Origin of the sequence: Acinetobacter thutiue (genome assembly GCF_030385805.1) — a bacterium.
Taxonomy (GTDB): Bacteria; Pseudomonadota; Gammaproteobacteria; order Pseudomonadales; family Moraxellaceae; genus Acinetobacter; species Acinetobacter corruptisaponis.
The window spans coordinates 100,302-115,583 of record NZ_JAUDZE010000005.1; the positions used below are offsets into that span (position 1 = coordinate 100,302).

Annotated in this window: 12 protein-coding genes and 1 riboswitch; of the genes, 6 read left to right on the top strand and 6 right to left on the bottom strand. The window is 42.3% G+C overall.

The window, feature by feature from the left end:
- Window positions 1-14: 14 nt before the first annotated feature.
- The gene (locus tag QTA56_RS12085; RefSeq protein WP_267981191.1) at window positions 15-2,228 is read left to right on the top strand and encodes a DEAD/DEAH box helicase family protein; all 2,214 of its coding nucleotides are present in this window, start codon (window positions 15-17) and stop codon (window positions 2,226-2,228) included.
- A 953-nt stretch (window positions 2,229-3,181) separates the two neighbouring features.
- On the opposite strand, the gene QTA56_RS12090 is transcribed toward QTA56_RS12085, so the two are convergent.
- Both QTA56_RS12090 and QTA56_RS12095 read right to left on the bottom strand, forming a co-directional pair.
- Entirely contained in the window at window positions 3,182-4,165 is a 984-nt protein-coding gene (locus QTA56_RS12090; protein ID WP_267981192.1) for a FecR family protein, read from the bottom strand.
- Between the two features lie 5 nt (window positions 4,166-4,170).
- Window positions 4,171-4,677, bottom strand: a complete 507-nt coding sequence (locus tag QTA56_RS12095; RefSeq protein ID WP_267981193.1) for a sigma-70 family RNA polymerase sigma factor — start codon at window positions 4,675-4,677, stop codon at window positions 4,171-4,173.
- A gap of 209 nt (window positions 4,678-4,886) precedes the next feature.
- Here QTA56_RS12095 and QTA56_RS12100 point away from each other — a divergent pair, with 209 nt between their 5' ends.
- Window positions 4,887-7,352, top strand: a complete 2,466-nt coding sequence (locus QTA56_RS12100; protein ID WP_267981194.1) for a TonB-dependent siderophore receptor — start codon at window positions 4,887-4,889, stop codon at window positions 7,350-7,352.
- A 27-nt stretch (window positions 7,353-7,379) separates the two neighbouring features.
- Here QTA56_RS12100 and hemW read toward each other — a convergent pair whose 3' ends face one another.
- Window positions 7,380-8,537: a radical SAM family heme chaperone HemW gene (gene hemW, locus QTA56_RS12105; RefSeq protein ID WP_267981195.1), complete on the bottom strand. Its 1,158-nt coding sequence runs from the start codon at window positions 8,535-8,537 to the stop codon at window positions 7,380-7,382.
- A 108-nt stretch (window positions 8,538-8,645) separates the two neighbouring features.
- Between hemW and QTA56_RS12110 the strand changes: the two genes are divergently transcribed.
- The 3 genes from QTA56_RS12110 (at window position 8,646) to QTA56_RS12120 (ending at window position 11,979) form a co-directional block, all read left to right on the top strand.
- Window positions 8,646-9,107, top strand: coding sequence for a DMT family transporter (locus QTA56_RS12110; RefSeq protein WP_267981196.1), 462 nt, complete (start codon window positions 8,646-8,648; stop codon window positions 9,105-9,107).
- 28 nt (window positions 9,108-9,135) lie between these two features.
- Window positions 9,136-10,497: an MATE family efflux transporter gene (locus QTA56_RS12115; RefSeq protein WP_289821552.1), complete on the top strand. Its 1,362-nt coding sequence runs from the start codon at window positions 9,136-9,138 to the stop codon at window positions 10,495-10,497.
- A gap of 189 nt (window positions 10,498-10,686) precedes the next feature.
- On the top strand, window positions 10,687-11,979 hold the full coding sequence (locus tag QTA56_RS12120; protein ID WP_267981197.1) for an ABC1 kinase family protein: 1,293 nt from the start codon (window positions 10,687-10,689) through the stop codon (window positions 11,977-11,979).
- A gap of 19 nt (window positions 11,980-11,998) precedes the next feature.
- Here the strand turns inward: QTA56_RS12120 and QTA56_RS12125 are convergent, their stop codons facing one another.
- The gene (locus tag QTA56_RS12125; protein WP_267981198.1) at window positions 11,999-12,964 is read right to left on the bottom strand and encodes a metal-dependent hydrolase; all 966 of its coding nucleotides are present in this window, start codon (window positions 12,962-12,964) and stop codon (window positions 11,999-12,001) included.
- 410 nt (window positions 12,965-13,374) lie between these two features.
- Between QTA56_RS12125 and QTA56_RS12130 the strand changes: the two genes are divergently transcribed.
- Window positions 13,375-13,629: a type B 50S ribosomal protein L31 gene (locus tag QTA56_RS12130; protein WP_267981199.1), complete on the top strand. Its 255-nt coding sequence runs from the start codon at window positions 13,375-13,377 to the stop codon at window positions 13,627-13,629.
- 113 nt (window positions 13,630-13,742) lie between these two features.
- On the opposite strand, the gene crcB is transcribed toward QTA56_RS12130, so the two are convergent.
- Together crcB and QTA56_RS12140 are read right to left on the bottom strand one after the other, a co-directional pair.
- Window positions 13,743-14,123 (bottom strand): fluoride efflux transporter CrcB, encoded by a 381-nt coding sequence (gene crcB / locus QTA56_RS12135; RefSeq protein ID WP_267981200.1) that lies wholly within the window; start codon window positions 14,121-14,123, stop codon window positions 13,743-13,745.
- A 132-nt stretch (window positions 14,124-14,255) separates the two neighbouring features.
- A riboswitch (Fluoride riboswitch) is annotated at window positions 14,256-14,322 on the bottom strand.
- 81 nt (window positions 14,323-14,403) lie between these two features.
- Window positions 14,404-15,261 (bottom strand): DUF2071 domain-containing protein, encoded by an 858-nt coding sequence (locus QTA56_RS12140; protein ID WP_267981201.1) that lies wholly within the window; start codon window positions 15,259-15,261, stop codon window positions 14,404-14,406.
- Between the last annotated feature and the right edge of the window lie 21 nt (window positions 15,262-15,282).

Sequence of the window (15,282 nt, forward strand, 5' to 3'; positions counted from 1 at the left end):
CCATAGGAGTTTCTATGTCTTTTTTTCCTAAACCACAATGTATTCGTCTGCCAAACAAGCAAAAAATCATGGATGTTGCCCATAAGATTAGCTTGAGTGATGGTCACAATCTGCTGATTGCAGGGACGGGTCTGGGCAAAACAACCTATGTTTTGCAACATTTAGCCAAACAACGCCCCATTATTCTGTTATGCCCTATGGTCTCTCAAATTAAGCAACTTCAACAGGACTATGCCTCAAGCAAAGAGATGGTGTTCAGTCATGGTGAAATGAGTAACAGGGAGGAGGTTTTATCCGCCATCACTCAAAGAAAAAGCGTGGTCATGACTTTCGACCAATGGTTGCACTATCGTCATGCTACATATCAAACTCGCCATAGCCCTGCAACGCAATTGAATTTTGATCCATATACATTGGTTATTGATGAAGTGCATAAGCTTTCCAGTGCAGGAAGCTATCGTGATAAGGCGATTCAACCAATTCTAGCAACGATTAATGGCAATCAATTCAGTCAGGTGTTGTACTTAACAGCAACACCGACTGAACATCTATGCAAGATGATCATTCCTGCCCTGACTCGATATTTTCATATCGAACCAAGCAATCCAGTACAGCGTCAAATTACCATCACACATTATGATGCAACACATATTCTGAATTTTTATCCTGCGCTATGTAAGCGATTGGAAAGCAACGCTCTGGCAGGGCAATCCAAAATTGCGCTCGTGCGAGTTAATAACAAGGATGATGGCAAAGCCATGCAAGTGATGTTAGCCCAAAAAGGCTACAGGGTGATGCTGATCAACCGTGATGAAATGAATAGCAAATCCTGTCGGGATATATTACAAACATCGGAATTAAGTCTGAATTATGATGTCATCATTTGTACTTCTATTTTAGATGAAGCCGTCAATTTGAATAATCGTCATAATGAAATAGATAGTATCCATTTTATTGGACGACATGCTCATCCTGAAGAAATCGTTCAGTTTATTGGTCGTACTCGTCAGGCAAATCCCCCTATTTTTATTCATCTTAGTCAGGAGATGAGTAAAACTAAAATTGATTGTCGCAAAATGCACACCAAAATAATGGATGAATTAGAGGGCATGTATTTAAACATGATCAGTTTTTTGACGAGCATCAGAAATATGTTTTCCCAAGATAAAATTCGTGATTTGGGTGACATGATTTCCAGTAAAGTTGACTACGTTAAGATGCTGAATAATATGAGTAATGAAGCTTTTGAAGTCAGAGCATTTTGGCATGATGGTCAAAAAATCATTCTCAACAAGTCCAATCTTGTGGCAAAACTCTATCGTACTGATCTTGCCAAGTGCTACAGCAATATTCATTATCTTCAATTTCGCATTCAGCAATTGCTGCCCAATGCCAAAATCACCTTGTCTTCGTCAGCGTGTCAGGTGAATAAAGCCCTAGACAAAGCGTTCAAACAAGCCAAAATTGCACTGATTGAGCATCAAAAACAGGTTGTCCCTGATGTTATGGCTTCACTCGTCCGAGCCATGAAATCGAACAGTATTAAAGACTATCCCAAAGTCACTCAATATTTAGAAGATTCCGATATTCTATTTATTCAGCCCTATAAGAAAGATGAACAACCACTCCACTATGAAATATTTGGTCAGGCTGTATTTCTCGCACAATACGTCACCAACCTAGAGGATGCACATCAAATCTTGTTGAATGACAAGGTTGAATTGATCCGCAAAATTGACTATGACTATCAGAGTAATCCTATTGTCAAAGCGGTGATGTTTGGTTTGGGCAACTATCTCAAAAAATCAGAGAACCTCAATATCACCCATACGGTCAAAGATATAGAGCGACGCTTGAATAAGTATCTGCAACGTCTAGACTGTTTGGCAACAACCAAACATTTTTTAGCTCAGCACCCATTCAAATATGTCGAATTGGTAGAAGACAAAATTCTATTCAAGCATGACCAAATCATTAATTTTCTGAAACGATATACCCATGTTCAGATATTGAATGACAAGAAGTCACTCGACTGTAAGAAAGTCATTTTTTTAAGTATTGGTGGCGGATTTGGGTATAGCTACCAAGCCTCCCCCAAAACACAGCATAGTAAGAAACTGCAATTCGAGCAGAAGCTTTTAGACAAATATCAGTTTTCTGGTGCAAGATTTGGTCATCTTATTGCCAACCTGCCAAAAGAAGAATTGATCATGCTTGATTGTGACTAAAGCAATGGTTTGAAAATGGTACTTCCCGATGAGTACCATTTTATAGCATTTAAGCAGTGATCAGCTCAAATGATACATTTGATACAACGTCATAGGTTAATCGCTTTTATTCCCATGAATTACGCTGTATTTGAGGTTATTTTTTTCGTGTCTCATTATGATTTTCGATTTTCATGTTTGAGCACTCCCCTAGTTGAATTTGTATTATTTGGTACGGAAGTCGTCATACCATGATGCGACTGATCTCTATGATTGTGATGACGCTACCAAATAATACAAATGCGGAGTAAAAACGACGCATTGAAAATTCGAGTATTCACATGAAAACAAAAGAAAAAATAGAGAGTTCAAGGGGGAGTTTTTCTAAAAAGAAAAAAATTCAAATGCGAACACACCCCACATCGGTCACTTGTATAGATAAAATGATATCCTCCCTGCATTTGCTTGCCCTAATGGAATCAACGCTTTATAGCTTGACGCTAACGCCATAACGATTCTTGCATGGACAAATAGAGTATAAGTAATGACATGGTCAAATCTGTGGTTGCGGTCTGAACTTGTCGATAAAACTGTCATGGTCTTTTGCGGTTCATTCAAACCATTTATAAGTCTGATACTTAGTATTGAATGTACCTCTATGGTCTGTGGTTCATTTGAGGTCTTTGTTCAAAAAACTGTCCGATATGATTGTTATTTTTCTTAGACTTATCAAATGAGTAGCCTCAATATTTCTGATACATAGAAATCGTAAAACCTTATTTTTCTTGGTGTTATAGTTTATCGTGCGGTCTTATTGATTTTATTCATTTTTTCATCACACCCATTAATATAATTCATTGATTTTATGATGTAAATAATGAGCACTTACTTTGACTTTTAATCCGTTGGTCCCGCGTTCGAATCGCGGGCGACCCACCAGATTCTAAAAAACCTCATCATTTTGATGAGGTTTTTTATTGGGCTAACTGAATTTTTTGTGGCTTAACCTGTATGTTTAAATGATGTGTATTTGCCACTATGCTCAGTGTCTTTTCCACATCCTGAGTCGAATAAGAACCTGAAATCAAAATCTCATCCAGTGCTGGTTCAAGCTGAATCTTACCTTGATAATGTGGTGTGAGTTCCTTGATAAACTGTCCCAGCGGCATACTATGTACCACAAGTAATTGCTGTCGCCATAACATATGCGTTGCCTGATAAGACTTCGGACTAATTTTGTCCTGATTAAAAGTTGCTGCATGTTGTGCAGGAATATCTTGTTGAGTTTGTCGATCTTTAGTCAAAATACGAACGATACCCTGCCGCACCAATAATTCTGTTTTCTCAGCAGAATACCGCACATTAAACACGGTGCCTAATGCAAGCAGATCACCATGTGAAGTCCGCACACTCAATTGACGTTTGAATGTATCTTTATGGGTTTCTATATAGATTTCACCCTTTGCCAGTTCAATCCGTCGTTGCTGTGAATTATATTTCACCCGAATTTTACTGTTACTGTTGAGCCAGACCTGACTGCCATCCTGTAAAGTTAAATGCTGCTGCATTCCCCGTTCAGTATGATAAATTTCCACAGGGTCAAAACTCCAGATTTCTGGAAAATAATCCTGTTGTCGAACTCCCTGCCCCACATACAGCAGCCCCAAAGCTGAACATAGCACAATGCACAATTGAGCAGCCTGCTTTGGTAATTTGGCATCGAAATGCTGTACCGTTCTGGCAATCTGCTGTTTTGGAAGTCGCTGGAATTTGTCATCAAACATGCGGACATTTTGCCAAACCTGCTGATGCAGGGGGACTTGTTGCCAAGCCTCAAATTCTGCCTGTTGCTGGGCAGTCAAGGGCTGTTCCTGCATTAACAGATACCATTCCGCTGCCTGTTGATACGCCTGTTTTTTTTCTTGTTGGCTCGAATGGGATGAGGCATTGCTATCCATTGGGTTTATTCCATTGCCATAAAACAAAGCATCATGGCTTTGGTCAAATCCCGCTTAATCGTGGCAATCGAAACTCCTAATTGCTTGGCAATATTGCCATAACTCAGCCCATGTAGCTGTGACAATATAAAAACCTGTTTTTGACGCAATGGCATCGCATCAATAATTTCACATAATTCCGATAAGGTCTCAATCAATAATATCTGCTGTTCCAGCGAAATCGTGATTCCCTCTTGTTCTGGCAACAATGTATTTAAATAGGCTTGTTCTATTTTCTTACGCCGATAATGATTCGACATCAGGCTTTTGGCAATGGTGGTGAGTAATGCCCGAGGTTCCTGATAGTAATAATCGCTATAGTGCAGCATGATTTTGACAAAAGCATCCTGGGTAAGATCAGCCGCGTCATGCTGGTTCTGCATTTTTCGACATAGCCAGCCATATAGCCACGACTGATGCTCTCGATATAATCCATGAATATGTTCATTAAACAGAGCTGATTCGGGAGGCATAGTCATCATGCAGAAAAATAAATAATAATCATTATTATTAATATAATGTTTCATTATGTAAAGATAGACAGGATAGACTGTTTGTTAAGTCACTGTATTTCCAATATAAAAAATTTGATTTTTTGTGAGCTGATTTTCATTTTCAAGTGTTAAGTCAATAAAGGAGTCTCATTGTAGACCTTTTAGACTTATTTACAGGGGAATATCAGATGCTTCACCAGAAAAATCATTTAAGTTATGCCATTCGGTTGGTATTATTAAGTGGCTCACTCCTGACCACATCTACGTGGATACAGGCTGCTCCAACACCAGTGGCCAAGAACATTGAAGTTGATGCAGGCAATCTTGATCAGGCACTTGCCCAATTTGCAGGTTTTTCAGGTGTGCAACTGGCTTATGACCCTGCCCTTGTTGCAGGCCAGAAAACTCCTGGCTTAAAGGGCAACTATACTTTCGAGCAAGGGATAACCCAATTACTGAAAAATACAGGTTTACAGCTCATCAAGCGTGATGATGGCACATGGATGATCATCCAGCCACGCAATCAGGTGCATGAGGCTGGAAAACTACAAAATATCAATGTTCAGGCAAGCCGTTCGGCACGCCAGCAAAATGGCAATGGTGTGGCACAGTTGCCTGTGATTACAGTAAATGCAGAAAGAACCAATAAATTAACATTGGGTAAGGCTGAACAGTCCATTAAGGAAACGCCCCAGTCTGTCAGCATCATCAATCGGGATGAACTGGATAAACGAAACCTTACCGATTTGTCTGATGCGCTAGATAAGGTAACAGGGGTCAGTTTATGGCAAGGCTCAGTATTTGATGACACATTTGTTTCACGTGGGTTGGAAATCCAGAATATACGTGTTGATGGTGTTTCCAGCGCCCTCAAACTTCAGGATTTATCCCAGTTTGAACAAATTGAGGTATTACGCGGGGCGGATGGACTGTTTAATGGAAATGGGGAACCGAGTGCCAGTGTCAATCTGGTACGCAAGAAGCCGTTAAAAGCAAATCAGGTGATGGCGGAACTGTCAGCAGGTAGCTGGAACAATTACCGTACCTCACTGGATGTAACAGGACCAATCGCACTGGATGGAGTATTGCGGGGACGCTTGGTCGGAACATGGAATGATCAGGATTTTTTCTATGAGGTGGCAGAAAAAAACCGCAAATCCCTCTATGGTATTCTGGAATACGATATTTTACCCTCAACAACAGCCTCAATCGGATTTAATTACGACAAATTGCAGGGTAAACAAGACTGGATTGGTTTACCGCGTTATATAGATGGCCGTGATATTGGATTTGACCGCAAGACTTCATTCATCGCCAACTGGTCAAATATTGAGGCGGAAAGTACCCAGTATTTTGCAGCATTAAATCACGAGTTTAATGATGACTGGAAGCTCAAACTGAATGTAACCAAAGAACACCTGCTAAAACTAAATGAGTATTCTCGATTGGCGGGTTCAGTTGATCCCATAACCAATATGACATCACTATCCTATATCAAAAATGGTGGTGAACCTGATTCATGGGTTGCTGATATTAATATTCAAGGGAAGTTCAATCTATTTGGCAAACAACATAGCACCGTATTCGGCATAGATTATCAAGATAAGGAAGACCCTTTTCATTATATTGCAGGACAACGTTCAGCCAACTATACCTTTAATATTTTTAGCTTTGACCATGATGCGGCCATTGCCAGACCGATCAGCCATGACTACACACCTATTCGTACCTTATATACCAAGCAACTGGGGTTATATGGCACAGTAAAATGGCAACTCACAGACCCATTAAAAATCATCACGGGTGCAAGGTTAAACAACTATGATTTCTTGCAAAAAGATGGCGATGGAAAAATCACCTATGATTATGAAGACAAAAATGTGTTTGTACCATTCATTGGCTTGACTTATGACCTAACCAAAGACTGGCTGGTATATGCAAGTACAGCCGAAACATTTAAATCACAGGCCAATCGTTTAGATGTCAATAAAAAACCACTTGACCCGATTACAGGCCGTACCTATGAAATTGGGCTAAAGGGTGATTTATGGGATGGTCGAGGGAATCTCTCTGTATCCACTTATCGTACTGAACGTAAAAATGAAGCTGCATTGATTTATACCGAAACTGTAGATGATGGTAATGGTAGTTCATGCTGTTATATTGGTTCTGGTAAGGCGGTAATGAGTGGTTTAGAACTGGAATTAACAGGGGAAATTCTGCCTAAGCTCACAGGTTCGATTGGTTATACTTATTTTGACAACAAGGACGACTTTAAAACGATTTCATGGCGCAAGATTACCCAGCCCTATCACACGCTCAAAGCATGGCTTGATTATCAAATAGAGGACTGGACAATTGGAATGAACGTTTCAGCACAGTCTGAACAATATGCCACAGGTTCAACGCCTACCACTTACGATGCCAATACAGGTAAATGGGGCGCGCCTTATGTAGACTATAAATTTAGTTCTCCCAGCCATGCAGTTTGGGGAACCCAGGTCAGTTACCAAATCAATCCTCACCTCAATGCCTCATTTCGGGTAAACAACCTGTTTGACAAGGTTTATTGGCAAACAATTGGTGATGCAAGTGGTTATAACTGGTACGGCGAACCGCGCAATTTCATGCTGACATTAAGGGCTAAATATTAAATTAGATAGGGCGTATGCAATACGCCCCTACTCTAAAAACGCTTCCAACACTGAATTTAAAAATACATGCCCCTGTTCAGTACATGAGATGCGGTTTAAATCGTTAACCAATAAATTCTTTTCACGCAATTGGTTCAATGTTTTATTCAGATCATTTAGTTCAAGTCCTGTACGCTGCCCATAAAGTTCGGCATTAACTCCATCATTTAAACGCAAGGCATTCATCATAAATTCAAAAGGCAATTCATCGGCTTCAATCTTTTTCATCTGGAGATGATCCGCAGGAACCTTGGCTAAATAATCCCTGGGCAAACGGGTTTTCTGAAAACGATAAACCCCATCTGGACGGGTGACTTTACCATGTGCCCCCGCTCCAATTGCCAAATAATCTCCAAACTGCCAATAGTTCAGGTTATGTGCCGATGGCTGTTCTTTACGCCATGCGGAAACCTCATAATTGATAAAGCCCTGTGCCTTTAAATAAGCTTCGCCCTGCTCCTGTATCTGCTCCAACAGTTCATCCTGTGGAAGCACGGGTTGGGTACGGAAGAAAACGGTATTCGGCTCAATGGTCAACTGATACCAACTGATATGGGTTGCACCCTGTTCTACCGCAAGTTTGAGGTCAGTTAGAGCCTGTTCAAGGGTTTGCTGGGGTAGACCATGCATTAAATCCACATTAACACGCTGAAAGCCTGCCTGCCGCGCCTGCTGAATGGCACTGAGCGCATTATGGGCAGAATGAATCCGCCCCAAGCGCTGTAAATGTTCTATATTAAAACTTTGCACGCCAATCGACAATCGGTTAATGCCTACGGCAAGATAGTCTGCAAAAGGATCATGTTCAACTGTTCCAGGGTTGGCTTCCAAAGTAATTTCACAATCAGGCTCAAAGTCCAGACGAGCCCTGAGCTGTTCAAATAACCATGCATAGCCCTGTGCAGAAATCAGCGATGGCGTCCCCCCCCCAATAAACACGCTATGGATGGAGCGTCCCTGAGCCATTTGCACCTGAGTTTCAAAGTCAGCCACCAATGCCGCCAGATACCGCTGTTCCAGGACGGTGGACAATTGACCATCGGGTACAGCATGTGAGTTAAAGTCACAGTATGGGCACTTGCGCACACACCAAGGCATATGGATATAAAGTGAAAGTGGAATAAGGGCTGGATTTAATTCACTCAAAATATAAGCTCAATAACAGAACTTAATTATTTTAACATGACTCGACTAATCAACGGCTCATCATCTATGTTATGTATGAGACCACCAAGAATAATGAATGATATAAATATGATCAAACTCTCAAGCCAGTTACTTTTTATCATTCCCCTCGCTTTGGGAATTGGTATTGCAATGGCATTTCAAACCGCAATAAATACCCAGCTTAAAACATATTTACACTCGCCCATACAGGCCGCTTTTATTTCATTTTTGTTTGGTACAATTATTCTTGCGGTTATGGTCTATTTCCAGAGCGCAGCAAAACCAAGTTTAAGTGAACTTTCACACATTCCGTGGTTTTTGTGGCTGGGTGGAATACTTGGGGTTTATGCAATTAGTATGAGCATTTATACTGCACCTAAACTTGGCTTCTTAACATTTACGGGTTTGGTCATTTTTGGGCAGCTTGTTATTTCCATGTTACTGGATCATTTTGGCTGGTTAGGGACAGAGAAAACCCCTGTCAACTGGCAGCGCCTACTGGGCGGTATTGTCATTTTTATTGGTGTTTTACTGACTTTACAACGCTGATTTTTCACAATTTTAAAGAGTATTTTTTGTGCCCCACACCCACACTGCACGGTTTGAACTTAAGCAACTGTTTCACCTGATGTTACCCATCCTGATTACACAGTTCGCCCAGGCGGGTTTAGGCTTGATTGACACGATTATGGCAGGCCACTTATCCGCAGCCGACCTCGCCGCAATCGCGATTGGTGTGGGGCTGTGGATTCCGATTATGCTGCTGTTTGCAGGCATCATGATTGCCACCACACCACTGGTTGCGGAGGCACGGGGCGCAAAAACACCTGAGAAAATCCCAACCATTGCACGCCAGTCCTTATGGGTTGCCGCAATTCTTGGAGTGGTTGCCATGCTGATCCTGCAAGGCATGCCATTCTTTTTACCCCTGTTTGGTGTACCTGAAAGCTTACTCCCCAAAGCCAGCCTGTTCCTGCATGCCATTGGTTTTGGCATGCCCGCAGTGATGATGTACGCCGCCCTGCGCAGTTATTCCGAGGCATTGGGACATCCCCGTCCTGTTACAGCAATTAGCCTACTTGCCTTATTGGCGCTGATCCCCCTGAACCTTGTTTTCATGTATGGATTTGGCCCTATTCCAGCATTGGGAAGCGCAGGCTGTGGATTTGCCACAGCAATCCTGCAATGGTTGATGTTCATCACTTTGGCAATCTATATTTCCAGGGCCCAGGCTTACAAACAGGCACCGATCTTTACCCAATGGGAAAAGCTGGACCTAGGCTGGACAAAACGGATTTTAAAGCTGGGCTTTCCGATTGGTCTGGCGGTTTTCTTTGAAGTGAGTATCTTTAGTACGGGTGCAATTGTCCTCAGTCCATTGGGGGAAAATGCAATTGCAGCGCACCAAATTGCCATTTCAGTCACGTCACAACTGTTTATGATTCCCCTATCGTTAGCGATAGCCTTAACCATTCGGGTCGGCATGTATTATGGCGAGAAAAACTGGCTCGCTATGCGTCAGGTACAAAAAGTCGGGTTGATCAGTGCGACCATCTTTGCAGCCTGTACCATGGCCCTGATTGCCCTGGCCCGTCCCTATATCGTGGCGATTTATACCAATGATGTACACATCATGCCGATTGCCATGTACCTGCTCTGGTTCGCAATGGCATACCAATTGGTGGATGGCTGGCAGGTCAGTGCGGCAGGCTGTCTGCGTGGCATGCAGGATACACAGGCTCCGATGTGGATTACCCTGATGGCGTATTGGGTGGTGGCCTTTCCAATTGGCTTATACTTGGCCCGCTATACCATTTGGGGCGTGGCGGGTGTCTGGCTGGGCCTGATCATTGGTTTAACCATAGCCTGTGTCCTGTTGATTGGTCGTTTATATTTGAATAATAAACGTTTGATGCAACTGACAAGCTCAAATCCATAAGCAACAGCTCCGATTCAGTTGCTATCATGAGGGTAGCGTGGATACTGCCCTCACGATAGTAAATATCAACAAGATTGAGTGATTGATTCATAAGACTTACACGACTTAACATTTTCATCTAGGCAATTTAAGTTTTGTCGCCTATGATCAGGGTATCGCTTAAAATCAGATCACAGGGGTCCAACCATCATGGCAAAGCATGCAAGCTCTCCCAGTAAACGTTTTCTAAAACTGGCGGGCATGACTGCAAGCATCGCCAGCAAAAGCGTTGCCAACTCCATTCGCAACCTGACCGCAGATGAAGAACAAAAAAATGCGGCACGTAGCCAGCTTTTTCAGGAAATCGGTTTACAGATTGCCGATACACTTGGAGAAATGAAAGGCGCAGTGATGAAAGTCGGACAGATCGCCTCACAATACAAAGACATTTTCCCACCTGAAGTCGCCAAGGCGATTGCCAAACTGCAACGTCAGGCCCCAGCCATGCCTTTTGCTGAAATCAAGCAGCAGGTTGAAAAAGAGTTGGGCAAACCACTGAATGAGATTTTTACCTCATTTGAGCCAGAGCCTTTCGCGGCAGCCTCGATTGGTCAGGTGCATCGTGCAGTACTCCCTGACGGGCAGGCGGTGGTGGTGAAAGTGCAATATCCTGGCGTTGACCAAGCCTGTGAAAGCGACTTAAAACAGGTGCGTCTTGCCCTGCGTTTAATGGGTGTTTTAAAGATTGATAAAAAATTACAGGATCAGTTGTTTCAGGAAATTCAGGATAGCCTTTCCGCCGAGCTAAACTACGAAATCGAGGCGCAAAATCTGGAAGTATTCAAGACTTTCCATGAACAGCTTGATGATCAAGTGATTATTCCAACAGTTTATAAACAATATTCTTCCCGACGGGTACTCACCCTAAGCCTGGAACAGGGCGAATCCATTGAAACCGCAAGTACATGGTCGGTTGAAACCCGCAACCAGATTGGCCGCCGCCTGATCCGTGCCCTAGGGCAGGAGATGTTCTTCCTGAAACGCTTCCATTGTGACCCCCATCCAGGCAATTTTGCCTTTCGGGAAGATGGCAGTGTCATCATCTATGACTATGGCAGTGTCAAAACCCTTTCGCCAGAACTGATTCAGCACTTTAAGGCCCTGGTAAATGCGGCACGTCAGGAGGATATTGCCCAGGTTGAGGATTTACTGGTTGAACTGCATTCAATTGCTGAAAAACAGAAATTTCCAAGCGAACTGTATGTCCAGTGGATTGAAGTACTGTTACGTCCATTAAGCACCCATTATGACTTTGCCGAAAACTCATCCCATCATGATGGCATGCGATTGGTGAAAAAATCATTGAAATACTGGGATGTATTTAAGCCATCTCCAGATACATTAATGGTCAACCGTACCATTTCAGGACATTATTGGAACCTGATCCATCTTAAGGTGCATGACAACCTGAATGACCTGTTTGAGGAACTGGTTCCCAATTAAAGCCTGATGCAGGTTTTTATCATGCCGCCTGAATCTTTGGCATAAATTCTTTGGTGAAATAAGGGATAAGCAAGCCTGTTTCAGGATTTAACAACTTTTGCTTATAGTCTTGCAGATATGCAGTTGTGTCATGGTCATTCGGATGGAAATCTAGGCGCAGATACTCCATCACATGCCCAACTGTACTGCCAAAAACGCCATTCTGGGGATTCCACAGTACATTTAGGCTGTAGGCCACATCTTTCCAATAACGCGGACTTATTGCATTCAATGGCCGTCTTAAAACTGGAATGCCTACCGCACCAGCGAAAACCAGCCCCATAATGGTAAAACTGGCAAGGAAGAAGCCTGTAATACGCAGGGTATAATTGCCTGAAATCAACTGGAAGACATCATAAGCGACATCCTTATGTTCCGATTCCTCCATAAAATGCCACATCCATAAGCCCTTGGTCTTGTCATCGATTTCTTTTGCCCAGATCTCCGCATCATGCTTCATGGCAAATTCTGCAAATACCGCAGTAAAATGCTCAATACCTGCCATCAGTGATAATTTCAACGGCTGGGGAAAACGGTGAAAACCATACTTGAAAACATTTTCCGCCAAAAAACGATAAAAACGTACAGGATATTGATGGTTTGCCAGAGTCTGGTCATTAAATGCATTGTGTACTTTAGAATGGATCGCCTCCTGACCAATTAAAGCGGTTACACGCTGTTTTAGAATCGGGTCATTCACAAAATCACGGTGATAACGTGCCGTTTCAATCACCAGTTCCTCACCATAGGTCAGGAAAATCGACATCGCTGTTACATAGGCACTTGCCAGCTCTGCATTGCGGTAAAAATTGTTATAGAAATTCTGCCCATCAAACCTAAACTCAAGATGACGGATTGGGAACGGGATTTTCTTGGTAAAATCAGGGTACTCAATGGTGGAGTTCATCAATTTACCCACAGATTGTTTTAATTTCCTTACAAGCATCGCAATTCCCTATATTCTAAAATAAGATGATGTGGCGTATTTTTCCAATGTTTGCCTGCATATCCAGTTTGCGTGCAAACCAATCCATATAAAGCAACACCATCTTAATCCGATCTTTTATTCGGGTTCAATTCAGATAACATCCTAAATATCTATTCTTATAAAATAACTATTAAACAGTAGCTTAAGAATATTTTTCATATCAAAATATGTATCAATCATAGATTTTTATAAATAGAGATATGAAGTATTCGGGTTTTTCACGCTCAAACCACTTAACTTAAACAGCAATTACCTTAACCATTCATCCATGAGGGTTTATTCTCATTAAGGCAAAACTTGAAATAGATTAAATTGACTTCATTTATTGTTATGTTATAACATTTCTTTAAATAATGGAGTAGTTCACAATGCGTAAAGATATTCATCCCGCCTATCAACAGGTTCTTTTTCACGACACCAATGCCGATGCCTATTTCCTGATTGGAAGCACCATTCAAACCAAACAGACCAAGGAATATCAGGGCAAGATTTATCCCTATGTCACACTGGATATTTCCAGCGCATCACATCCGTTTTATACAGGTGAAGTGCGTCAGGCCAGCAATGAGGGTCGTGTCGCCAGCTTTAACAAACGCTTTTCCCGCTTTAACCGCAAGGCTTAATCTAGTTTTAAGTTTTATTGATTAAACTGACATAATTCGAAGTCTAAGGTTCTATCTCCTCCTCTTAGACTTCTTTTTTTATGCCCAAATTAGCTGTTGCTCATCTTTTTAAATTAAGCAGCCGTCAACCACTGATGCAGGCTCATGCCCAGAATGGTAAACAGCAACGACCCAATCACATGAATTAAAATCGCTGTACAGGCGTAGCCCAGCTTGCCACTTTGCAACAGGGCAATAATTTCAGCAGAAAAAGTGGAAAACGTGGTCAATGCACCACAAAACCCCGTAATCACAAATAGTTTATAATTGGGACTCAGCGCACTTTGGGAAAAATAAGAAATTGCAAAGCCAATAATAAAGCCACCCACAAAATTAACGGTGACCGTACCTAAAGGAATATCTGGAAAAATGGGATTCAGCTTTAAACCCAGAAACCAGCGTAGCCATGCACCCAGCACAGAACCCAAGGCAATTGAAATTAAAGGATAATACATGGCTCACTCCAAATTAAGCTTTGGAGAAAATAGTGGATTGGACATGGATTTATAAAGATTGTGCTGGAAATTTTTCATCTGCGAACTCCAAATAGAGAACAGAGTACGCACGAACCTACGTCCCCTGTTCAGGGTCACGTAGGCATCATTAGCCACTATGGCGGTTTGTAACAGGAGGAATGCCATCTCCTTTGCTCTAAAATAACATAATTCTGCGACAACTCAACTGCTGTTTTTAGGCGGTGATAAGGCTGTGCATAAGGTTTAAGTTATCCACAGTTTAGGAGGAGCTGGCTAAAACCTGCTCGCCGATGACATGGAAATCCAGTTCAGGCACCACAAAGGCAAATACTTCGGCATTATCCTCCAAACCCAATTGCTGTAACAGTTGAGGGGCTTTTAGGGAAATCATCTCTGCTGCCTGAATCTGCTGAAACTGTATCGGCATTTCAATATCGCCCTGTGACAGCCGTTGTGGCTGGTCGACCCATTCAGCCCATGCATGATCCTGATCAACAAGGAAATGTACCGCCTCATCCCATGAGGTAAACACGTTCTGCCATGAGTCTGGCAGGCGTTTTTCCCCTGTGATTTGTACATTGCTGGCAAATGAGTAGGCAGGATCAAGCATGATGTCAGTATGAATGCTTTTTTGCTGCTTATGATACTGATGCTGAAATATAAGTGCATACTGGGCAGGCATCACATCACTGGCCAAACGCCCACCCAACACATATAGATACTGGTCTAACATCACCTGTTCAAATATCACCGTCTTGGGATGTGAGTCATCCAGATAAAACCGCCAATTGCTTTGCTGGGGGGATGGCATCCATTTTCGTAGCCTGCCTAAAAACTGGAATCCAAAATGATGGTGCTGATAGGTCAAAATTGTAAAAATGGTTTTGCCCTGTTTCTCCCACAATGTCACCTGTTGAGGATAGCGTTGCCGAACCTGTTCAGCATCTACCAGCCATGACAGATAAACAATATTGCTGACCCGACTTTGCAAACGCATAAATGGCAACACTCGCATCAACATACGGCGCAGTTGCAACAACACACCACAGGCGAGCAGTCTGGCTAAAAAATTGAAAAATAGTGTCTGTCTTGGTGGTTTAAAATCATGGCGATTCATTATTATTCAGTAGGTTAATTC